The sequence below is a fragment of the Clostridium fessum genome (genome assembly GCF_003024715.1).
In the GTDB taxonomy this organism is placed as follows: domain Bacteria; phylum Bacillota; class Clostridia; order Lachnospirales; family Lachnospiraceae; genus Otoolea; species Otoolea fessa.
The window spans coordinates 273,228-294,180 of the sequence record NZ_PYLO01000003.1; the positions used below are offsets into that span (position 1 = coordinate 273,228).

Genomic DNA, 20,953 nt, shown 5'->3' on the forward strand with positions numbered 1-20,953 from the left:
TGGCCCGAAGTGGTAAAAAAAGAGCAGGGCGGCAAGCCCCACAACGGAAGCCTGCCGCCCTCGTCTTACTTTGCCACCAGCTCGGAAAGCTCCCGCAGCACTTTTGACACCTCGCCCCACAGCTTTTCATAGTCCCGCTTCAATCCGTCGATTTCCTCCGGGTACACGCCATAGGTGTGTGCGTGTACGGCGACCTGATTGAGATTGTTGGAACAGCGCCGTTGCAGAGAGATCAATTCTTTTACGGGCGCAAGGTCGATGTGCAGGATATACCCGTTCAGAGCCATTTTCCGTACATAGGCCCCGGCGTTGGAAATGCCCGCCTCGGCCATCCGTTCATGGATGGCTGCCAGCTCGTCCGGCGTTACCATGACGTGCAGATGGACATTCCGCTTGCGGTTCTCCATCATCGTTCCAGCTCCCGGCCTTTCCGGCGCTTTTTGGGTTCCTTTACCTTATCCAGCGGTTTTGCGTCCAGCTCCGGGGGCGTGGGTTGGATGGGCGTGTTGTTGGGTACGCCGTCAATCATGTTGCAGTTCTGCTCCGTGGAGAGCTCGGCGGTTTTCAGATAGTTGTCTTTTTCGTGCATGGCGATCCTCCTTTATCGTTCCTCATGGTTTTTATGGCTCCGCTTCTGGCCGGGCTCCTTCGGGGGTTCCTGCCCTCTGGTTCCTTCTTTGAGCCGGGCGGTAATGGATGAGCGCACCCGGTCAGGATTGCCCGGTGCTGGTTTCAGTTCATAATCCTCCATTTGCTTTTCGGTCAGCGGCTTTGTGTAGGTCAGTTCGCCCCATGCCATCAGCCTGCCGTCTGCCACAGGACGCCGCCTGTCATCGTCGTAGTTGACAATGGAAAGAGGCTGGTTATCCGGCGGCTTCGGGTAAGTTCCTATGTCCACGGGCCGCTGGGTGGAATAATAGCGGTAAACGCCTTCCGGTCCCAGCTCGGTATGCTTGACCGCCGCATGGTAAAGCTGCTGATAATCGTCCACCCGGCGGTCAAAATCCCGCTGCGCCCATGCCTGGCTGTTTCCATAGCGGCCCCAGTAGTAATCCCGATGGCCGTTTTCCCCCTCGGTAAACTGCCAGGTCACAAAGGGGCTCGGCGCTCCCGGATTATGCCCAAGCGCAAAGCCGTGTCCAGTTTCAAAGGTGGCAGCTTTCAAAATCACATATCCTTGTACTGTCTCCAAGAGATCCCTCCTTTCTGTGCCTCGGGCCAACATGACCCGAAGTGCTGGATGTTACGAAATAAGAGGGCAGACCGGGGAGGAATGTAATAAGATATTCCCACCCCGGAAACACCCTCAAAAAAGCCCGGAATGTCAAGCCTTTGGAGGCGGCAAATCGTAACAGCCGCCCGGCCTTTTCTCCCGCATTTTCCTCATGCGTTCCCGGCTTTTCCGGCGGTTCCCTTCGGCCTTGCAGGCGTCGGAACAGTAGGCTTGACGCCCCTCGGGCAAAAACGCCTTTCCGCAGACCGCACAGGCCCGCAGCTCCGGGGAGATGCCTTCCGTTGTCAGCGACGCTTGAAGCTCCGGGTTAAGAGGCAGGACAGCCTCACGGAAATAACGGCAGTACGCCCCTGTCCAGCACTTGTGCAGCATATAGCAGGCACAGTCAAGAGGAAGGCACAGGCCGCTTTCCCGGTCATAGTTGGCGCACATCCCCGTGACCAGAGTGCGGATTTTCTTCTTCTCGTCACGGGTCAGCTCCCGGGCGTCCATTTATGACTTCGGGCCACGATGGCCCGAAGGGCGGGGCTCCACGATCAGCGCCCGGAACTTCTTCCGGCACTGTTTTTTCTTTCCTTTGCACTCCTTGTAGTAACGGCATCCCTTACAAGGATCGTCATTGTCCCAGCCGGGGTGCGGTACTTCCTTCATCATTCGTTCAAAAGGGCTGCTTGTAAAATTCATTCTCATTCCTCCGTATCTTCCTCCCACGGCGGGGTATCTTCGTCCTCGGGTTCCTCTGCGATCTCCTCCAGCTCCCCGTCCTCATATTCGCAGTAATCATCCTCCAAATCCGGGGCCTCATGCTTCGGCTTGTAAATCTTGAAATAGTAACCAATCCCACCGCCGGCCAGCACCACCGCACCGATCAGGAGCAGAGAGAGAAGGGGGCTGTCCTTTTTCTCCGGCTCGGGTTCCGGTACTTCCTCCACAGGTTCGGTGGGCTTTGGCTCTGGCTCCGGGGTCACTTCTTGGGGCGGTTCCTTACCCTGTTCGGCAAGAGGCAGAAGGTCGTCTGTGGTAACGGTATTGAGGAAATAGACGTTCTCGCTGGTTTTCTGTTTGTCGATCACCAGATAAAACACGCTCTCGTCTGCGGTGGTGATGGTGTAGAACTCTTTACCGTCCTCGTCGGTGGCGTTGTCCACCACGGTTCCCGTCCCGTCCGGGGTAAAGGGGTTCTGGGTTTCCGGCTCCGCTTCGGTTTCCACCGGGGCGGGAGCTGTCTCCGGCTGCGGCTCGCTGCTCTGGGCGTAGGCCGGGACCGTAAAGATCAGGCAACACAAAAGGCTGGCAGCCATCGCCGCCAGCCTGCGGTATTTAGTTTTCTTCATGGGCTGTGTCCTCCTTTTCGGGTGCCTCCGGCTTCGGGTCAGTATGGCCCGAAGCGGTAAGGCTGTTTTTGGGGTCATTCAAAAAAGCCATAAGCTGGGCGGGGGTCAGTTTGAGCGAGCGCACCGCCTGCACGATCTGGCTGTTTTCTTCCTCCTGTTTCTGCTTTTCCAGCTCCCGGATTTTGGCCTGCCACTCGGCTGCCTTCTCCCGGGCTTTTTCCAGTTCCTTATCGAGCTTGTCGATCTTGTTCATGCAAGGACTCCTTTCCTCTGGCTCACAAACGCCCGAAGGCATAGAAATGTGTCTGCCAGTAGCTTGAATTGATGTTTGCGTATTGGATGGGCGAACCACAATGAAGCATCATCCCGTCGCCCACATAAATCCCCACATGGGACACAGGGCCGGGGCTGTCATAGGTTCCCGTGAAAAAGATAATGTCGCCGGGCTTTGCCTCGGAGGGAGAAATGATAGCGCACTGGTTGTAAATGCCCTGCGCCGTGGTACGGGGCAGGTTGTGGACGCCGCTGGCCGTGTACACCCAGCAGACAAAGCCCGAACAGTCAAAGGAGGTGGACGGGCTGGAGCCGCCCCACACATAGGGCCAGCCGATATACTTTGTGGCTTCTTCCATGAGCGCCGCAAAAGCCGGGTCATCCAGCGCCTCGCCGGGTATCTCATAGCTGGGGCCGGTATCTTCGCCGCCGTTGTAAATCCCTTCCCACAGATAGGGCTTGTTGCCTTTGAGCTGCTGCATAACGGTGTAGATTTCCCGCTGCTGTTCGTTAAGCCTCGGCAGGATCACGGCAGGCAGCGTCTTGTTTGTGAGGGTCACATTTAAGATGTAATACTCATAGGGGACTTCCTCGGTGGTGGTTTCCCCTGTCTCCGGGTCGGTGCTGGTTTCGGTGCGGTAGCGTATCTCGACTTCCTCCGTCAAGGTCAGTTCATACTGTGCCTCAAAGATCTCCCGCAGCTCGTCCTGCACCTGTTCCCGGAAATACACATGGTACTTTGCCGAGAGATAGGACGCCAGCTCATAGGGGTTATGGCCGATCTCGTCCACGGAATAGCGGTACTCGTCATAGCCGGGATGGGTGCTTTCGATGTTTGCCACCGTCTGCGCCAGCTCGTTTTCCAGCGCCGTGTAGTCCTCGTCTACGCCCAGCAGGTCCGTATCCTCCGAGGCGTAGGAGGTGCCGGATAACGCATTGGCAAGGCCGCTGCCAAGCGTGGGGAAGATGGAGCTTACCGCCGACACAAGAAAACAGAGCAGCAACAGCAGGAGCAGGACCAGCACCGCCACGGGATGACGGGTCACAAACTGCGCCGCCCGCCGGGTCGCAGTTCCCGAAGCGGCAGCGGTTTTCTTTGCGGCCTTTGCGCCCTGTTTTGCAGCCGCCTTTGCTTCTTTGGAATACCGGCGTTTCAGTTTCCATTTCTGCTGCACACGGGAAAGCGGATTGCTGGCAAGCTCCGGGTGCTCGGAGGCCATCTTCTGAAAATCCATATTGGCCCGGGCTTTTATGTCCTTCCGTTCCCACTTTGCCACCTTCCGGGCCGGGTGTTCCTGCCAGCGGCGTTTGGCATACCGGGTCAGTTTCCGGGCTCCGGCCTCGGCCACAAGTTCCGACTTATGGGCTCCTTCCACACCCACATTTTCATGCTCGACTTCGTGGATCTTGTTGTGGACATAGAACCATGCTTCTGTACGGGCTCCCCGGACTGCCTTTTTTGCAAGCCCCGGCGGTTTCTTCGCTGCCCGTTTTGCCTCGGTCTTGTCCAGTTTCTCCCGAGCCTTTCCCAGCTTTTTCCCGGCGTGTTCCGCTTTTGCCTGTGCTTTCTGGTACTTGTCCTTTTTGCTCCCGGCATTCTCTGCGGAGCCCTCCGGCTCCTGTGCCTTGCTGGTATCCTGCGGCCCGCCCGCTTCATCCTCCTGCCTCATGCGGTCAGAGGGACGGCTTTTGCGGCTGTCCTCTTGAAACTTGCCGCTTTTGGACTTCGGGCCATCGTGGCCCGAAGGGCTGTCCTGCCCGGTATCCTCGTCCTCAAACCGCAGGCGTCGGGATGGTGCAGGGGAAGGCCCTTCCCGTTCCGCCGGTCCGGGGCGATTGCCCCCGGTATCCTCCGTCGGCCCCGGCCTTTGAAAACTCCGTTTGTCCGGTTTCTTTCCGATGATGTATCCCTCCTTTCCAAACCTCGGGCCAGCATGGCCCGAAGTGTGTTATGCCCGGTTCATTTCCTGTTTTTTGTCCTCCGGGCGGGTGGTCATAATGGCGTACAGCTCGGTGTTCTGCGGGAAGCGGTCAACAAACGGGATGGTGGTGTTCCCGAAGAACAGCAGCCCTTCGCCGGAATTGGTATGGGTCACATAGGAAAGCTGGTGGGGGCTGATCCCAAGCTGTTTGGCTAAAATCTGCCGGTCCCCCTGTGCCTGCGAGAGCAGCACAAGGAAGTCCGAGTTTTCAAAGATGTTCTCGATCTCCGGGCTTGCCAGAAAATCCTTTACGTTCTGCGTTAAAGCACTCGGAACGCACCCTTTTTTCCGCAGCATTTTCCAGATCGCTACACAATAGCTTGCCGTCAGACGGTCACGGAGCAGCACATGAAATTCGTCAAAGTAGCACCATGTAGCGATACCGCGGAGGAAATTCATGGACACCTGCGAGTTTACCAAGTCCTGCATAATGAGCATGGCAATCGTCCGAAGCCCGGCTCCCAGCTTTTTTAAGTCAAGGCATACCAGACGGCGGTTTAAGTCCACGTTGGTTTCATGGTTGAACACGTTAAGGGAACCGGACACATAGATTTCAAGAGCCGTCGCCAGCCGCACCGCCTCGCCCTCCGGCTGGGAACAGAGCAGGTCATACAGGGTTTGGAGGGTCGGCATTTTGCTTGTTTCCGGGTCCTGCAAGTGTTCCCGGTACATCTGGCGCACACAGCGGTCAATGACGGTACGCTCCACCGGCTGCAAGCCGTCCTTGCCGCCAACGATCAGCTCCATCAGCGACAGGATAAAGTCGGCTTTCAGCGCCATCGGGTTTTCCTCGTCGAAGCTCAAATCAATGTCCATCGGATTGATGTGGTGGGGGCTGTCCGGGGCGATCTCGATGACCTGTCCGCCCAGCCGCCTGATAAGGGGCGAATATTCGCCCATCGGGTCCACCACGATAATGCGGTCTTTTGTGGCAAGGAACACATTCACAAGCTCCCGCTTTGCGGCAAAGGATTTGCCGGAGCCAGGCACGCCGAGGAACAGGCCGTTGGGGTTTTTGAGCTTTTTCCGGTTCGCCATGATGACGTTATGGGAAAGTGCGTTGAGCCCGTAATAGACGGCTTCGCCATCCATGCGGAGCTCCTGCGTCATAAAGGGAACGAAAATGGCCGTGGAGCTGGTCGTCATGCCGCGCTTGATCTCAATGCCGTTATGGCCCAGCGGAAGGCTGGAAAGAAAACCGTCCTCCTGCTGGAAGTCCAGCCGCTTCAAGGTGCAGTTGTATTTCTGGACGATACCGGACACCGTGAACAGGTCATTGTCCAGCTCCCGGCGGGTCGGAGCCATGTTTACCACAAGGAAGGTCAGCAGGAACATTCTTTCATTCCGGCTCTGTAAATCTTCCAGAAGGGTCTTTGCGTCGTTGCTGTATGTTACGAGGTCGGGCGGAAGTATGTCCATGTCGTACCCTGACCGGGCTGCCTTCTTTTGTTCCTCCACCTTCATCTTGTCAATGTCGGAGACTTTGGCCTTGATGGATTTTACGGCGGCGGCCTGATCAACGGTCTGGATATGGAGGGTGATGGTCATTTCCGCATCCATTTCCAAAAGCTCCGCCAGCAGCTTGTCCGAGAGCTCCGAGGCCAAAATCTGCAAGTAGGAGGCAGCGCCCCAAGTCGTCCCCACCCGGAACAGTCGGCTGAAACGAAAATCGAAACTGTCCGGGGCGATAAAGTCTTTGGTGGAAAGCCCGGTTTTGGGGATCATATCCCATGAAAACCGGAAGGGGGAGCCGCTGCCGGGGTGGAGCTGCCCGTGAAGAAGCTCCAGCCGTTCCAGCCCTGAAAGGGAGCGGCACTTGACGCCCAGCTTTTTGAAGTTCCCGCAAATGTCCGCCTCTACACGTTCCAGCCTTGCCCTGGCGGTGGAAAGGTCGTCCACGTTCACGCCGAAGGTCAGGAGCTTTGTGCGGACAATGCCGTTGTTGCTTTTGGCGATCTGGTTTTCCAGCATTTCCACATACTCACACCGGACGCTGTTGTAATCGTCATCCTGCATGGGGATGTTCACGCTGTACCGGCTGCCCGGGCGGCTTCGGTGGTTGAGGAAGGAAAGCTGGAACGGAAGGCTGCTGTCAAAGTAGTTGAGGCAGGCGCTCCACCCGTCAAAGATGGCCGCCTGATCTTCGGACTGTGCGAGCTGGTAGTTGATGTCCTCGTATTCAATGGTTTTGGTGTAATAGCGGTCCGTTACCCGGCACACCCCATCCCGGTACATTTCCCGGTAAGGGAGGGTCTGCTGGGCGGTGGTGGGAATGTTCTTTCCCTTTGTGAACAGGCCGGTAAGGCCCTGCTTTTCAGGCTTTCTGCCTGCGGGCTTTCCGGCCCTTCTGCTGTTTTGCAATCGGCTGCGCCTCCTTTCTGGCGCTAAGCAGCGCATAGAAGTTTTCGGTTTTGTAAGGCCGCACCCGGGGATAGAGGAACCGGGTGCGGATGATGTTTTTCAGCACTTTTTCCAATGGCAGGCCGTCCCGCTCATACATAGCCAGAAAGAAGAACGGGAGCATGAGGCCGATCATTAGGAACATGGCGGCGCTGTTCCCGATACTGTCACGGGAAAGCAGGTAGGCCGGGAGCCCCACCGCCGCTGCGCCGGAAAAACAAACAAGCTGGCGCTTCGTCAGATTGAAGGCCAGCTTTGTCTTAATTTTGGAAAGGTCTTTTGGTACTGGCACATAGGCCATTTGGGTACACCTCCTTTACTGCTTCGGGCCAGCATGGCCCGAGGTCATCTTGCGGCCTCTTTGGCCGGGGCTGTACTGCGGGCGGCTTCGGCGGCCTTACGTCCGCTCTGCCTTGCCCGCCAGTATTCGGGATTATACTGCCGGATGGACTGGTTGAGGTTTTCTTCAAACTGCCCTTTGTCCTTAATGCGGTCAGGTATGTTCCACAGCTTTTTGTCCAACAGTTCCCGGAGCACCACACTTTCCTGCGCGTCCTCCTCATAGCAGATATAGCCCTTATCCTTGAAGCCGCACTTTTTCGCTGCTGGGGAGAGGACGGCGGCTACCTCGTTTGCCACCATCGTTCCGCCGTGGCTGGCGGTAGATACCAGAAACACCCCTGGACAGAGGGTTTCACAGCTCTGCACATCACCCCACGGGGAACTTTTCGGCGCATGGAACATTCCGCCCGTCCGGCTCCGGTCCGCCTGCATGAGCGCCGCCTTTTCCAATATGGCGCGAAGTTCCGGGGAAAAGTAGGCGTATTCCCGCAGGACACGGGCGGCCTCCCCGCCGCAGGCGTTCATCAACAGGGTATAGGCATCGCTGTCCGCTTTGGTACAGCGGCCCAGCAGTTTTCCGTCGTAATAGCAGGCCGCGTCATAGCCCGTCCGTTTGCGTGGCATGGTTCCCGCCTCCTTTCTGCTTCGGGCCAGCATGGCCCGAGGTCAACGCTCTGCGCTGCGGCTGGGCTTTTCCTTCGGAGGCCGTTCTGCCTTTGCCTGTTCGGCAGCCGCTTTTCCGGCTTTGAGCTGGTCGCTGATGGATGCACGCCCCACAGAGCCACGCTCCGCCATCTGTTCCAGCTTTGCCTCATAGGCTTGCAGAACAGCGGTGTTGAGCTGTTCCCGGAACTCCTTTGTGACAGGGTAGGCCATATCCCGGTAGCCGCCTTTGCCGTCTGGCTGGCTGGGCATCCCAAGAAAGAGCCCCTTGCTGCCCTGTACGATTTTCAGATTTTCCACCACAAAGCAGTCATTGAATTTCACGCTGGCAAAGCCCATGAGGTTTTTCACAGGTTCGATGACCCGCACGCTTACATCCAGCTTTATAGGGGCAGCTGGTGTTCCGCCCGCATTTTTTTCCTGCATGGATTTCTCCTTTCCGCTTCGGGTCAGCATGACCCGAAGCTGTTACAAGTTTACAGTGCTTTCAACTTCGTTTCCCCACACGTCCCATCCGGGCTTTTTTTCTCTGGCGAACAATTCCACTCGTGGTATATCGCCCATCAGTTCTACAATTTTCCGCCTGGCCTCGTCCGGCTTTTTACTGTGGCGCTCTATCGGGGAAACAATAAGCTGGTGAACACCGGTAGACTTACGCTTCGGATGTCCTTTTACTGCTAAAAGACAAATTTCTGCATTGCCTCTGGTCCAATACCCCAGACCGTAAAACCATGAGTAGGAGCGCCGGTTCCTCTTTATCCATACAAAAGCCACAGAACGATAAGAAAAGCCCCATGCTTTAATGACCTTTAAGGCTTCCGGCAGTTGTGGGAATGTTGCCCACAGAAACAAAACGCTGTCTTTTGCAGCCAAGTCGGCCACTGGAAGGGAACAAATTTCTTCAATACTCATAGTGGGATAATGAAGCTCTGCTGATCCCTGCCTGTTTTTCTGCTCATACCGCCACGGTGGATCTGCATAGATTATCGAAAATTTTTCTTTCGGCATGATCCTCCTTTCCGCTTCGGGTCAGCATGGCCCGAAGTCTCTTAATGGCAGCCGAAGATGGATTTTGCAAGACTGCCTGTTTTGAATAAGGTAAAACACAGCAGCACCGTATATCCCACGCAGCCCCAGATCGCCCCGATGGGGTCGCCGTCGGTGGCGATACTCTGGATCAGCACCGCATAGATTGCGACACAGACTAAGATCAACAGACCTTGAAAGCCCACCGCAAAGAGGGAGCGGAAATAGTTCTGCCCCATGTGTCCGGTTTCCCTGTTGGGGACTGTGGCAAACGGGATAGGCGCTAAACTTGTGAGTAAATAGATTTCAGTCATACGGCCATATACGATGACGAAGATCACGATATTTAAGGCAATCATGGTAAGCTGGATCAGGAAGGATTGTAGCCAGAGTCCGAACAGAGGACCCAACTCCATCGCTTCAAGTTCTGTCCGTAGACTGTCCAGCACATCCGGCGTGATCTCTGTCCCGTTCTGGATAATGCCCGCTGACTGCTGTATCACATGCTGGCTCACATCAAAGACCGCCAGCACGATATTGAAGGTATTCGTCAGGATCATCACAGCCACAAAGGTTTTGAACACCCACTTAAAAAACATCCATGTGTCAACTTCATGGAGGTTGTTGCGTTCTATGAGCATCTGTATCAGCTCATAGGTCATTACAAAAGTGAGGATGACCCCGGCGATTGGCAGGATGGCAGTTTCAGAGATCTGTCGTATCATGGAAAAGACCCCGGCGTTCCAGTCCGCCGGGGTCGTGCCGACCTGTGTGGCGATCTCGCCAACGCTCTGATTGACGTTATCGAAAAGGCCGTCCAGATTTCCCATGATACCATCGACGAGCAGACCTTTCAGCCATTCAACGATTGCGTCGATGATAAAGTCCATACATCAGCTCCTTCTGGAAAAAGGGACAACGGGTGACACTTAGCTGAACAGACCGGACAGCAGAGGGATAAGCTGAAGGCCGATCAGAACGACACCGCCGCCAGCCATGAGCTGCTTAATGCCCTGTGATTTTGCCGCAGGGTTGTCCGACCCGTAACCTTCCAGAAGGTTGATGACACCCCACACCGCCAGACCGGCGCCAAGAGCCATGACCAGAATTTTAAGAATGTCGATTGCCTGATTGAAAAATTCCATATACGTTCCTCCATTTTGTTTGTTTGATGGTTTTGGGTACAAAAAAAGCCGCCCACATCGGCGGCGCTTCGGGTCATCATGGCCCGAAGTTACACGAACTCGTCGCTGTCCAGATCATCGAAGTTCAACAGGTCAGCTTCTTCGTCCGTGTCGGAGCCGTCCACTTCGTACACCGTGTATTCGTCCTCCGGCTTTAGTCTCAATGGCCGGTGGCGGAACAGGCTTTCCAAGCGGAAGGCGTTTTTCTTTTTATCAAATTCGGCTGTGTACTTGTAATTCGGGTGCTTTTTCAAGTCATACTTCGGGGACAGGAAGGGCGGGAGCCCCCGAAGCTGCAAGATACATTTATCCCCGGGCATGGTGGTGATCTCGCTGGTAGTCATCAGCTCCCGGCCAAGCCGCTGCATATTCTGGCTGTAACTTTCAGACTGCCCCCGGCTCCGGCCTTCGGTCTGCATGGAGATGGTGGCCTTGCCCAGCCAGTTTTCCGAAATATCCTTTAGGGTGGAAGCCTCCCGGCCTCCGAGGAACACGATACTGTCCATGTTGCCCATGATGGTTTCAGAATGGTCCTTGTACAATGCCTTGCACTGGCTCATAGCCTGATAAAAGAGTGTCAGGCTGATCTCACGGGAACGGATGACAGCCACAATTTTCTCCAGCCCCGGCACCTGCCCGGTGTTGGCAGCCTCGTCCCACAGCACCCGCACATGGTAGGGCAGACGCCCGCCATAGGTATTGTCAGCCCGTTCACACAGAAGGTTGAACATCTGCGAAAAAGCGAGGGCAACCAAAAAGTTGTAGGTGGTGTCCGTGTCGCTGATAAGGAAGAACAGCGCTGATTTTTCATCCCCCAGCTTATCAAGCTCCAGTTCGTCATAGGACATGATCTCCCGAAGCTGGGGAATGTCAAAGGGGGCAAGTCTGGCTCCGCAGCTAATCAGTATGCTTTTAGCTGTCTTGCCGCTGGCCAGCTTGTATTTCTTATACTGTCTCACAGCGAAGTGCTGGGGACTGCGGCGTTCCAGCCCATCGAACATATAGTCAACCGCATTTTTGAAGGTTTCGTCATCTTCCCGGACTTCCATGCTGTTTATCATTTCCACCAGCGTATTCATGTTGCGTTCTTCCTCCGGCCCCTCAAAGACGATATAGGCCACAAGGGCGCAGTACAAAAGGGTTTCGGCTTTTGTCCAGAACTCGTCGCCCTCCTTGCCATCGCCTTTGGTATTGGCAATCAGGGCGGTAACGAATTTCAAAACATCGCTTTCCGTCTTGATATAGGCCAGCGGATTGTAGTGCATGGATTTGGAGAAGTCGATACTGTTGAACACCCGCACCCTGTATTTTTCCCTTTGCAGGAACCGCCCGCACTGGTCGAGGGTGCCGCCCTTCGGGTCTACCACCACATACGAGGAATGGGCTTGAAGGAGCTGCGGGGTCAGCCAGAACCTTGTCTTTCCCGAGCCGGACGAGCCGATGACACAGGCGTTTAGGTTCCGGGCATTGGCAGGTACCTTCGGACGGGTGTTCATGGTAAGGAACTCCGTCCCGGTTAAAATGACATTGTTCTGAAATTTAGGGTCTACAAACGGCTTTATATCCTCCTTTGTTCCAAAGCGGGCGGTGCCGTACTCCGCATCCCGCCGGAATTTTTTTGCCTTCCTGATCTTTGACTGTATCAGCAGATACATCCCAGCCGCACCGGCAAGGCCCACCAGCAGGTCAATACCGCCCAGCCCCGGCCAGTAGGTTTCAAAGGCTTTCGGGAAGGTGTCGAGCATCCCCATGAGCTTTGTCCCGAAGTCTGTGCCGGGTGCAGTCCGGTAGGCCGTCCCGATTTTGGAAAAAAACCAGAACACAAAGAGGTACGGCAGGTTGGGGAGCACATATTTTCTGATCTTGTCACTCAACGTCCGTCCTTCACCGCCTCTCTGGTCCGCTGCTTCTCCTTTGCCTGCGTCCTGATCTGCTCCGTGAATTTCCGAAGCTGGCCGAGGATAGAAGGCTTGTCCTGCTCTTTGTCCAGCACCTTTGCACTGTACTTCTGGAAGGCCGCCGTGATAGCGTCCGCCTGATTGGCTTTGAAAAACAGCAGGTAATGGCCGGGGCTCACTTTATGGAAAGCGTAGTCCACATGGAACTCCTTCGCGATCCGGTCAAAATCCTTCGGGGCTCCCACATAGGGCATGGCGCTTTTGCCGCCATAGTGGTTCATCAGCTTTTTCACACTCTGGCGTCCCTGTGGGGTCAGCGCCTTCCGGTGGTGCTTTTGCAGCGTCCGCACCACCTTCCCAAGAGCGGCAGCCAGCACTTTTCCCGTGAGCTTCGTTGTCCTGATCGAAAGGGCAACCGTTTTTTGGTTTACTTCTTCCTGCATAAAACCTCCTTTCCGTCGGGGTTCCCGCTATCCGGGAGGCCCCCGTACAATCTCGGCGAACAGAAAGCCTCGGGCCAATGTGGCCCGAGGCTTACCGCTCGGCATCCCTGCCGGACGGAGCTTTCTTTTCCGGCTCCGTCTGGACTTTTTCGCCCTGTTCCCGCATGGTCTGCAAGATAGAGGGCTTCTTTTGAAGCTGGGAGGGCTTTTCGCCGGACAGCGGCTTGATACATTCCAGCCGGTCAGCCGCCCGGATGGCGTTGTCCGTGAGCTGCCTCTGCCATGCACCCACGCTGGGAGCCCAACGAAAGCCGCTGCTTTTCAGCTCGGCCCGGGTGTCCGCGTCAGGCTTTCCGTCAAAGAACACCTGCAAGCGGTTGTCCTCCCGGTTCATTTCCACACGACCCCCATCGAACTCCCAGCCGGAAAATTCCTGCTGTGCCTGTTTGGAAAGCTGTTCGATACGGGCCTTTACCCGGCGGATCTCCGCGTTGTTGTTGGTAAGCTGGTAGCTTTCAAAGGGCCTCGGGTCGCTCCGCCAGCTTGACGCCATGCTTGCTTTCAGCTTTTCGATCTGGTCCGGCGACAGCAGCGCACAGCCATCCAGTTTGCCATGCTTGCGGTAATAGGCGTTGACCTCCTTCATAATGAGCTGGGAGCGTTCCAGCCCGTCCAGCTTCTTCTGGAGCTTTTCAATCGCTGCCGGGTCATCGGCGCTGATCCCGCCCATGCCGGTACTGCGTATCTTATCCAGCAGCCCTTGAATATACTGCCATTCCTCCATGTTGCTGTCCCGGGCCCGGTTCTGTTTTTCCTTCTTCCCCACCGGGAAATTGGCAGGTCCGGCGATCATCACAGAGGGAACCCTTGCGTCAATGGCAAAGCCCTGGTTCATGTTTTCAGCCAGCTTTCGGGCATAGGTGTCTAACAAATGGTCGATCTTCTCATGGTACATGGGGGCCACCCGGGATTTCTGCTTTTCCGCTATGGCGGCGGCCTTGTCCACCATTGCCCGGTATTCCGCCGTTGCGCTCCCTTCCTTGTAGTCGGAAAAGCTGTTCATTTCCTTTGCCCGGCGGGCGGCTCCTTCATTGATAGGGTAATAGTTGATGGTATGCACCTCCTTCATGCTTCGGGCCATGCTGGCCCGAAGTCCTACCGTTCTTCATGGGAAGGCCCCGCCTTGTCCTTTTTCGGAGCGGGCGGGGCTTCTTGAAACCGTTTGAGTGCAACGAGAATGGAGTGGACAGGTTCGGCCTTTTCAGGATAGGCAAATATCCGGTGTTCCGGCGGAATGTCCTGCGGCCCGTGGTAATACTCCTTGAAGCCCTCCGGGACTGCCGACACATATCCACCGGGAGCGAATACGCCGCCCTCGTTGATACGCACATCCCGCCCGTATGCTTCATAATCGAAGTAGTTCTGAATGTGCTCCGGTATGTCGATGGTCCCAAGCTCGTCGGCGTAAAGGCGGCCCAGCCCTTCATCATCGGAAATATCCGGGTAAAAGCGGTAAAGGTCAAGGTTCTGCGTCAGGTTTATCAAATCCTTCACGCTCCGTGTGTGGTTTCCCAAGACAAGAGCGGCTTCAAAGGTTTCCAGTCCGCCCTTATCCCGTACTTCCAGCAGGGCGTGGCCCAGCTCGTTCAGCTCGTCGATGTTCTCACATTCGTAGAGATGATCGTAGAGCCCCAGCACATCGCTGTCAAAGCTGGTAAAGAACACTTCGCTGTACCGTTTCCCGTCTATCCCGATTTTGGCAAGGGCGGCCTGCAACTCCTGTGTCGTCGTGGGGAAATGTACCGTTGTCCCTACCTCAATCCCCATTAAGGGGTATAGGGCTGTATTGGTTATATAGGCTTCAAACATGGGCTCATTCCTCCTTTCCGGCCCGGTCAGCCAGCACCTCATAGATCCCGGCCATAATGTAATCGGCGCAAGGGAGGGCAATCGCGTTCCCCAGCGCCTTGTAGCGTTGCAGAGGCCGGATCTCCACGCCGTCCGCCCCGTACTTTGTCCAGCCCTCTGGCAGCCCCATCAGCCGTTCGCTTTCCGTTTCCGTCAGAAAACGGATACAGCCGCCCTCCGGGTCGCCCTCATACCAGAAGGCGAAGGGCGTCACGTCACTGGCTAAAAGAGTGGGAAAAGGGTCAGTTGGTAATCCGAAGCTGTTTCGGAAGGCCGTTTCTTCCTGCCTTTTTGCCGCTCCCCGCATACGGAAGCACTGAAAGGGGTGGATGACTGGTATCTGCCGCCCTGTTTCAAAAGAAGCTGTTCGATCTCCTTCGGCGGCGGCCCGCCCGCCCTCTCCGCAAGGCGGAGGAAGTGGGAGCATTGGACGGGGCTTAAATAGTATGTCTGCGGCACGTCTGCCTCCAAAATCCGCCACGACGAAAATCCGCTGCCTTCGTGCCAGCCTTCGGGTGCCTGCCCAATACTGGGCGTCCATGAGCCGCCAGCACACATCAGGCGTTCCCCCTCGCACCATTCCGGCATTTCCCCATCTTCCCGAAGGAGGCATTGGAACTTCGGTGTCCGAGAAGGCGGATAGGACGGCTCTAAAGTCCATCCGGTCATTTGTAGAAAACGCTCCCATGACGTTTTCCCAAACAGCGATAGCTGGATATAGGTTATCAGTAGCATCCCTCATTTCCTGTATGATACGAAACGCCTGATAGAACAGGCTTGATTTTGCCCCGGCAAGGCCGGAGCGGTTGCCGATCAGAGAAAGGTTCTGACAGGGGGAACCGAAGGTTATCACATGGACCGGCGGGATTTTCCCGCCGTCCACCTTCGTAATATCTCCCAAATGCGCCATATCGGGAAAGTGCCTTTTGGTTATGGAGATGGGCGCTTTTTCAATCTCGCTGGCCCAGACCGGACGGATACCGCACCGGGAAGCAGCCAGAGGGAACACGCCGATCCCGTCGAAAAGGCTCCCCAGCTTAATGTCCGGCATGGCCCGGGGTGCCGTGTCCCTTCACGGCAAGCACCCCTTCCAGCGTTGTCGCCGCAATGCCCAGCCGTCCGGCAACCGCAATATCGTTTTTCACATCCTCGTCCACAACGCTGCCGCAGACGATCAGGGTATGAGAACGCCGCAGCATATCCCGGCGCATATCAATCCCGGCCTTATGTTCCTCGGGAACGCTGTCATTCAAAAACAGCGGCAGGTACAAGAGCGGGCAGATCGGGGAAAAGCCCGCCTCATAAGCAAGGCGGCAGTAGTGAGCCGCCAGCTCCATATCAACATCCGGCTCGCCGCTCCATGCGGCGGTCAGGTACGCTAAAGGTCGTTTCATTGGTTGAGCCTCCATTTCTGTTTTGGTTTAGGGAAAAGCAAGAGTTCGCCCAATCCCTCCGCCCCTTCCCCCGGGAAGGGGAACGGCTCTGGAGAATTTATATCCCCGTCGCTTGACCGGGAAAAAGCATAACCGGGAGAAATCCGTCAAGGGTGCCTCTGGCACCGCCTGCGGCGGCGCTGCCCTTGACTGATTTTCCCGGCTATGCTACGGAATAACTGGCGACGGGGAATCATTTATATCTCCAGAGCTTCGGGGCGCGGGGCAGAGCCCCGCAATCCTCGGGCCATGCTGACCCGAAGTTTTAGCTTACTTTTCCTGTTCGGTTTTCTTCTCCGGTTTTTCGTGTTCCTTCTGCTGACCCTTCCAGTCGTCCAGCAGCTTGATGATCTGGTCCTTCATTTCCCTCGGCGTAGTTTCCTTGCCGAAATACTTGCTCAGTTCCGCACCTGTCAAAATCACTTTGTCTACCTCCTTTTTGTCCTCCATCATAATGCCGTCGATCACATCCCCGTTGAGCAGCTTCTTTTCGTCCAGTTCCCGCATACGCTTTGCCTGCGCCTGTGAAGGCGAGGACTGCTGGCTGTCAATGGCAACGGCGATATAGTTCTGGTTCTTCTTGCCGATATAGGAAAGCTCCACCGCCGTAGTAAAGCCCAGTTTTTTTTCATCCATCAGCTTCATCAAGTCGGGAACCAGCTCATTGAGCCGGATATACCGCTGCACCTGTTTGACCGCCATCTTATTACGCTCGGCCACAATTTCGTTGGAGCGTTTTCCTGCGTCCTTCGGGTCAATCTGGCCCGAAGTGCGGGAGCCCTGGTGCTTGATAGCCTCAAGCTGCATTTTCAAGGCTTTGGCCCGCTCACTGGGGAGGATTTCTTCACGCTGGTTGAGATTATCCTCGACCATCTGCGTGATGGCTTCATCGTCTGTCAGGTTTCGGACGATACAGGGCATATCCGCATATCCGGCAAGCTCGCTGGCTTTCTGGCGGCGGTGGCCGGACACGATCTCATAGCCGCCATCCTCACGGGGACGGACGATAGCGGGCTGGGTCACGCCCTTGTCCTTAACGCTGGACACCATAGCCCGCATTTCTTCATCGTCCCGGACTTCAAAGGGATGGTTCTTGAAGGCGTGGAGTTCGTTCAGCTTGATATAGACGATCTGCTCCTTGCCCCGGCGTGGAGCATCCTTCGGTTTTTCGGGTTCCTTCGGAGCGGGAGCGGCCTGTACCGTTGGAGCCGTTTTTTTCTCCGGTTCCTTTTTGACCGCCTTTTCCGTTTTCTGTGCGGGAGCTTTGGATTTCGAGGCTGCGTCCTTGTCCTTATCTGCTTTCGGGGGACGGCCCCGGCGCTTCGGCTGTTCCGGCTCTTTGGGTTTTTCCTCTGCTTTTTTCGGAGCCTCCGGCTGCTTTTCCGGTTTCTCCGCTTTTGCCGGGTCAGGCTTTTCCACGCCGGGAGCTGCCGCTCGTTCCTCGGCTTTCTTTTCCTTCATAATTTCAGCGAAGTTATAGACAGAAACCTGTGGGGTCTTTACCTCTGGTTCCGTCTTTTTTTCCGGCTCCGGGGAAACGGAAACCTTCTCCGACTCTTTTGGGGGATTAGGCGGTGTTTCCTTGCCCGGCCCGCTATCCGTTACCGGCTGTTCCGGCGTTTTTGTGGTTTTATCATCTGCCATAAGCATTTACCTCCTGTTTTTTGGCATGAAAAAAGGGGCTCAACTTTTCAGTCAAGCCCCCGTGGGAAGTTCCTCCTTTCTCCGCCATGATACAAAAATACCGCCCGTAGTCTCGTTTGGGCGGTACTTTGTGTAAGATTGGCAGTCCATTATTAAGTTTTTTATTATGTTCCCTTTGTACACCGTTGCAAACGTTTGGATAGCTCTTGTGATCAGTCACAAGGGCTTTTCTTTTCCGTCCTGTGACTGTCGCAAATACAAGCCAATCATAGGAGGAAAATTTATGGCAAATCATGAAAATCTCAGTACACCATTCATCTATCTTCGCTCTACAGGAGAAAAGATCTCTGTCACAAAGGAACAGCACGACTCCTTCTATAAGGAAGCCGACCGCATTCGCCACAAGGAGCAGAACCACGGCAGGTGCATGTGCCCATATCGCTTCATATGGAGATGCGATGGCGACTGCCTTGACTGTGAATATCACGCAGCTGGAGACCTCACCTCTCTGGATCAGCCTCTCTCAGATGGCAATGGCACCCTCGGTGACTATATGCCCGACCGTAGCAAGTCTATGGAAGAAATCATCTCCGACCGTATGCTGTTGGAGCAGCTTTTTGCCAGACTGCGTGAGCTCGATCCGGATGCTGATACCATCATTCAGTGCTGGCTTGATGATTACAAGATCTCAGATCGTGCAATCGCCGAGAAGCTCGGTCGTCCTCAGCGTACCTTCGCTGATCAGATGAAGAAGATCCGCACGGAGCTCCGTAAAATCCGTGGCTATTAATCCTACATATCATATGTAGCAATTCATCCCTCTGGCATCCATCAACCGATGCCCAGAGGGTTTTTATATTTTTTCAACTTTTCTCCGCTCAAATCCGCCACTCATCTCCAGTGGAAGGTGTAAGGCACGAAACAACAAGCCTTAACCATCACAGAAACGGAGGTGAAGCACATGAAGAAGTCCTACTTCGATTCCGGCGGTAACGACACGGAGCTGATTGCAGTACTGAATGCAATCTCCCACGTATCCGCAAGAATGGCGAGAAACATGACAATCCTCGCACAGCAAAGACAATCAGAGAAAGGAGATCGTCGCTATGAGCAAAATGAGCGATATGGCTATGACCATCGAAGAGCTGCGCAGTGCAGCCGCTGCTATTAACGAAGCAGCCAACTGGTTAGCAGCACAGTTTGGTGGCACTGCTGATGAAGCACCTGCCAAAGAGCCTGCTGCCAAGGAAGAAAAGAAACCGGATCTGAAGCTTGAGGATGTACGAGCTGTCTTAGCAGAAAAGTCCCGTGCCGGGCATACCGCTGCTATCCGTACATTACTTCAGAAGTATGGTGCTTCCAAGCTATCTGCTGTTGATCCGAAGCACTATGAAGCCTTGTTAAAGGATGCGGAGGTACTTGACGATGCCACCTAAAGGACATGCTATCTTATCCGCTTCCTCTTCGGACCGCTGGCTCCATTGCCCGCCTTCTGCAAGGCTCTGCGAGACCTACGAAGATAAAGGTAGCGATTATGCTGCGGAAGGCACCGATGCCCACGAACTTTGTGAGTACAAGCTAAAGAGGGCCCTGGGGATGGATGCCAGTGATCCAACAGAAAACCTCACCTGGTACAACGAGGAAATGGAGGACTGTGCCAATGGCTATGCCGCCTACATCCTTGAAATGGTAGAGGCCGCCAAGGAAAGCTGCGCTGACCCGAAGGTACTGATTGAACAGCGTGTAGATTTCTCTCGCTGGGTAGAACAGGGCTTCGGAACCGCCGACTGCATCATCATTGCAGATGGCACCTTGAGAATATGCGATTACAAGCACGGTCTTGGAGTCCTCGTAGATGCGACCGATAATCCGCAAATGAAGTGCTACGCGCTCGGGGCCCTGGAGCTCTTTGATGACATCTACGACATTGATAATGTCAGCATGACCATCTACCAGCCAAGGCGTCAGAACATCTCCACCTTTGAGATTTCCAAGGACGAGCTGTACAAGTGGGCAGATGAGGTGTTGAAGCCGACCGCTGATCTTGCCTTTGCAGGAGATGGGAACTTCCTCTGCGGCGAATGGTGTGGTTTCTGCAAGGCCAAGCACGAATGCCGTGCCAGAGCCGAGGCCAATCTCACACTGGCTCAGTACGATTTCAAGCTTCCACCTCTTTTAGAAGATTCGGAGATTGAATATATCCTCTCCCGCGCAGATGAGCTGGTTGCCTGGGCATCCGATATCAAGGAATATGCTCTGCAGCAAGCCATCAGCGGTAAGGAATGGAACGGCTGGAAGTTAGTCGAAGGAAGATCCAACCGCAAGTATTCCAATGAGGAAGCGGTCATCCAGGCAGTTACGGATGCCGGATTTGATCCATATGAAAAGAAGCTCCTTGGCATCACGGCCATGCAGAAGCGTCTTGGCAAATCCAGATTCGATGAGCTGCTTACCGCCTATATCGAAAAGCCCCAAGGTAAACCGACGCTCGTGCCGGAGAGCGATAAACGTCCGGCAATGAACAATGCAAGAACTGATTTTATGGAGGAAAATTAAATGAACAAGAATGTAAAAATCAACAATCCTATGAAGGTAATCACTGGTCCTGACACTCGTTGGTCTTATGCGAACGTCTGGGAGCCGAAATCCATCAATGGAGGTACTCCGAAGTACAGCGTGTCTCTGATCATCCCGAAGTCTGATACCAAGACCATCGCCAAGATTGAAGCTGCTATCGAGGCCGCTTACAAGGAGGGCGAGGCCAAGCTCAAAGGCAACGGCAAGTCTGTACCTGCCCTCTCTGTCATCAAGACGCCGCTTCGTGATGGCGACATGGAGCGTCCGGACGATCCGGCCTACGCCAATGCTTATTTCGTAAATGCCAATGCAACCTCTGCTCCTGGCATCGTGGATGCAGATCGCAATCCAATTCTTACTCGCTCCGAGGTTTACTCCGGTGTGTATGGTCGCGCCAGCATCAGCTTCTATGCATTCAACAGCTCCGGTAACAAGGGTATCGCCTGTGGACTTAACAATCTGCAGAAGATTCGTGACGGTGAGCCTCTTGGTGGCAAGGCATCTGCTGAGTCTGATTTCGCATCTGATGAAGAGGACGATTTCCTGGATTAAGCTCATCAAAATAAATCCGAGGTGGTGGTGGGAGCAATCTCACCACCTTTTTGGTAGAAA

General features: G+C 55.0%; 28 protein-coding genes and 1 pseudogene. 5 read left to right on the top strand and 24 right to left on the bottom strand.

Translation table 11 applies throughout. The features are described 5' to 3' along the window. Window positions 1-65: 65 nt before the first annotated feature. From C7U56_RS10505 to C7U56_RS10615, 24 genes and pseudogenes are all read right to left on the bottom strand, one after another. Window positions 66-407: a plasmid mobilization protein gene (locus C7U56_RS10505; protein WP_015553878.1), complete on the bottom strand. Its 342-nt coding sequence runs from the start codon at window positions 405-407 to the stop codon at window positions 66-68. Beyond that, window positions 407-589 (bottom strand): DUF4316 domain-containing protein, encoded by a 183-nt coding sequence (locus tag C7U56_RS10510; protein ID WP_107001173.1) that lies wholly within the window; start codon window positions 587-589, stop codon window positions 407-409. The genes C7U56_RS10505 and C7U56_RS10510 overlap by 1 nt, the downstream gene beginning before the upstream one ends. Window positions 590-601: 12 nt before the next feature. After that, window positions 602-1,192, bottom strand: coding sequence for a defense against restriction DarA-related protein (locus tag C7U56_RS10515; RefSeq protein WP_227589686.1), 591 nt, complete (start codon window positions 1,190-1,192; stop codon window positions 602-604). 132 nt (window positions 1,193-1,324) lie between these two features. Then, window positions 1,325-1,726 (bottom strand): cysteine-rich VLP protein, encoded by a 402-nt coding sequence (locus C7U56_RS10520; protein ID WP_050005650.1) that lies wholly within the window; start codon window positions 1,724-1,726, stop codon window positions 1,325-1,327. Beyond that, window positions 1,727-1,924 carry a hypothetical protein gene (locus C7U56_RS10525; protein ID WP_005927616.1) on the bottom strand — a complete coding sequence of 66 codons (198 nt, stop codon included), beginning with the start codon at window positions 1,922-1,924 and terminating at the stop codon, window positions 1,727-1,729. Then, window positions 1,921-2,568, bottom strand: coding sequence for a DUF4366 domain-containing protein (locus C7U56_RS10530; RefSeq protein ID WP_107001175.1), 648 nt, complete (start codon window positions 2,566-2,568; stop codon window positions 1,921-1,923). The genes C7U56_RS10525 and C7U56_RS10530 overlap by 4 nt, the downstream gene beginning before the upstream one ends. Beyond that, a complete protein-coding gene (locus C7U56_RS10535) occupies window positions 2,555-2,821 on the bottom strand; it encodes a DUF4315 family protein (RefSeq protein WP_005927622.1) in 267 nt (88 codons plus the stop codon). The genes C7U56_RS10530 and C7U56_RS10535 overlap by 14 nt, the downstream gene beginning before the upstream one ends. A 22-nt stretch (window positions 2,822-2,843) precedes the next feature. Next, window positions 2,844-4,511, bottom strand: a complete 1,668-nt coding sequence (locus tag C7U56_RS10540) for a C40 family peptidase (protein ID WP_107001176.1) — start codon at window positions 4,509-4,511, stop codon at window positions 2,844-2,846. A 279-nt stretch (window positions 4,512-4,790) separates the two neighbouring features. Continuing rightward, window positions 4,791-7,220 (bottom strand): VirB4-like conjugal transfer ATPase, CD1110 family, encoded by a 2,430-nt coding sequence (locus C7U56_RS10550; protein WP_370823662.1) that lies wholly within the window; start codon window positions 7,218-7,220, stop codon window positions 4,791-4,793. Next, window positions 7,138-7,524, bottom strand: coding sequence for a PrgI family protein (locus C7U56_RS10555; protein ID WP_016306500.1), 387 nt, complete (start codon window positions 7,522-7,524; stop codon window positions 7,138-7,140). Before C7U56_RS10555 ends, C7U56_RS10550 begins: the two co-directional genes overlap by 83 nt. Window positions 7,525-7,568: 44 nt before the next feature. Beyond that, window positions 7,569-8,189 (bottom strand): DUF7007 domain-containing protein, encoded by a 621-nt coding sequence (locus C7U56_RS10560; protein WP_182435827.1) that lies wholly within the window; start codon window positions 8,187-8,189, stop codon window positions 7,569-7,571. A 42-nt stretch (window positions 8,190-8,231) separates the two neighbouring features. Continuing rightward, entirely contained in the window at window positions 8,232-8,654 is a 423-nt protein-coding gene (locus tag C7U56_RS10565; protein WP_227589684.1) for a SpoVG family protein, read from the bottom strand. 42 nt (window positions 8,655-8,696) lie between these two features. Then, window positions 8,697-9,236 (bottom strand): MT-A70 family methyltransferase, encoded by a 540-nt coding sequence (locus tag C7U56_RS10570; protein WP_107001180.1) that lies wholly within the window; start codon window positions 9,234-9,236, stop codon window positions 8,697-8,699. Window positions 9,237-9,277: 41 nt separating this feature from the next. Beyond that, the gene (locus C7U56_RS10575; RefSeq protein ID WP_009901636.1) at window positions 9,278-10,144 is read right to left on the bottom strand and encodes a VirB6/TrbL-like conjugal transfer protein, CD1112 family; all 867 of its coding nucleotides are present in this window, start codon (window positions 10,142-10,144) and stop codon (window positions 9,278-9,280) included. Window positions 10,145-10,183: 39 nt separating this feature from the next. After that, window positions 10,184-10,399, bottom strand: a complete 216-nt coding sequence (locus tag C7U56_RS10580; protein ID WP_016306504.1) for a Maff2 family mobile element protein — start codon at window positions 10,397-10,399, stop codon at window positions 10,184-10,186. Between the two features lie 89 nt (window positions 10,400-10,488). Further along, window positions 10,489-12,312 (bottom strand): VirD4-like conjugal transfer protein, CD1115 family, encoded by a 1,824-nt coding sequence (locus C7U56_RS10585; RefSeq protein ID WP_107001181.1) that lies wholly within the window; start codon window positions 12,310-12,312, stop codon window positions 10,489-10,491. Further along, window positions 12,309-12,779 carry a PcfB family protein gene (locus tag C7U56_RS10590; protein WP_107001182.1) on the bottom strand — a complete coding sequence of 157 codons (471 nt, stop codon included), beginning with the start codon at window positions 12,777-12,779 and terminating at the stop codon, window positions 12,309-12,311. Before C7U56_RS10590 ends, C7U56_RS10585 begins: the two co-directional genes overlap by 4 nt. A gap of 91 nt (window positions 12,780-12,870) precedes the next feature. Further along, window positions 12,871-13,908: a hypothetical protein gene (locus tag C7U56_RS10595; RefSeq protein WP_227589682.1), complete on the bottom strand. Its 1,038-nt coding sequence runs from the start codon at window positions 13,906-13,908 to the stop codon at window positions 12,871-12,873. Window positions 13,909-13,934: 26 nt separating this feature from the next. Continuing rightward, a complete protein-coding gene (locus C7U56_RS10600; protein ID WP_267895318.1) occupies window positions 13,935-14,690 on the bottom strand; it encodes an antirestriction protein ArdA in 756 nt (251 codons plus the stop codon). After that, window positions 14,653-14,901, bottom strand: coding sequence for a DNA cytosine methyltransferase (locus C7U56_RS16330; RefSeq protein WP_243035821.1), 249 nt, complete (start codon window positions 14,899-14,901; stop codon window positions 14,653-14,655). Before C7U56_RS16330 ends, C7U56_RS10600 begins: the two co-directional genes overlap by 38 nt. An 8-nt stretch (window positions 14,902-14,909) precedes the next feature. Continuing rightward, window positions 14,910-15,356 (bottom strand): hypothetical protein, encoded by a 447-nt coding sequence (locus tag C7U56_RS16335; protein ID WP_182434588.1) that lies wholly within the window; start codon window positions 15,354-15,356, stop codon window positions 14,910-14,912. A 16-nt stretch (window positions 15,357-15,372) separates the two neighbouring features. Next, window positions 15,373-15,738 (bottom strand): annotated as a pseudogene (locus C7U56_RS16340) (DNA cytosine methyltransferase); the annotation flags it as partial. Continuing rightward, window positions 15,725-16,081 (bottom strand): DUF7768 domain-containing protein, encoded by a 357-nt coding sequence (locus C7U56_RS10610; RefSeq protein ID WP_009901612.1) that lies wholly within the window; start codon window positions 16,079-16,081, stop codon window positions 15,725-15,727. The gene C7U56_RS10610 and the pseudogene C7U56_RS16340, both read right to left, overlap by 14 nt. Window positions 16,082-16,390: 309 nt before the next feature. After that, a complete protein-coding gene (locus tag C7U56_RS10615) occupies window positions 16,391-17,770 on the bottom strand; it encodes a ParB/RepB/Spo0J family partition protein (RefSeq protein WP_107001186.1) in 1,380 nt (459 codons plus the stop codon). A 277-nt stretch (window positions 17,771-18,047) separates the two neighbouring features. Between C7U56_RS10615 and C7U56_RS10625 the strand changes: the two genes are divergently transcribed. The 5 genes from C7U56_RS10625 (at window position 18,048) to C7U56_RS10640 (ending at window position 20,893) form a co-directional block, all read left to right on the top strand. Further along, on the top strand, window positions 18,048-18,554 hold the full coding sequence (locus C7U56_RS10625) for a sigma-70 family RNA polymerase sigma factor (RefSeq protein ID WP_107001187.1): 507 nt from the start codon (window positions 18,048-18,050) through the stop codon (window positions 18,552-18,554). Window positions 18,555-18,725: 171 nt separating this feature from the next. Next, window positions 18,726-18,935: a hypothetical protein gene (locus tag C7U56_RS15465; protein WP_146143923.1), complete on the top strand. Its 210-nt coding sequence runs from the start codon at window positions 18,726-18,728 to the stop codon at window positions 18,933-18,935. Beyond that, entirely contained in the window at window positions 18,871-19,200 is a 330-nt protein-coding gene (locus tag C7U56_RS10630) for a DNA ligase (protein WP_107001188.1), read from the top strand. The genes C7U56_RS15465 and C7U56_RS10630 overlap by 65 nt, the downstream gene beginning before the upstream one ends. After that, window positions 19,190-20,320, top strand: a complete 1,131-nt coding sequence (locus C7U56_RS10635; protein WP_107001189.1) for a DUF2800 domain-containing protein — start codon at window positions 19,190-19,192, stop codon at window positions 20,318-20,320. Before C7U56_RS10630 ends, C7U56_RS10635 begins: the two co-directional genes overlap by 11 nt. Further along, window positions 20,321-20,893, top strand: a complete 573-nt coding sequence (locus C7U56_RS10640; RefSeq protein ID WP_107001190.1) for a DUF2815 family protein — start codon at window positions 20,321-20,323, stop codon at window positions 20,891-20,893. Window positions 20,894-20,953 lie beyond the last annotated feature (60 nt).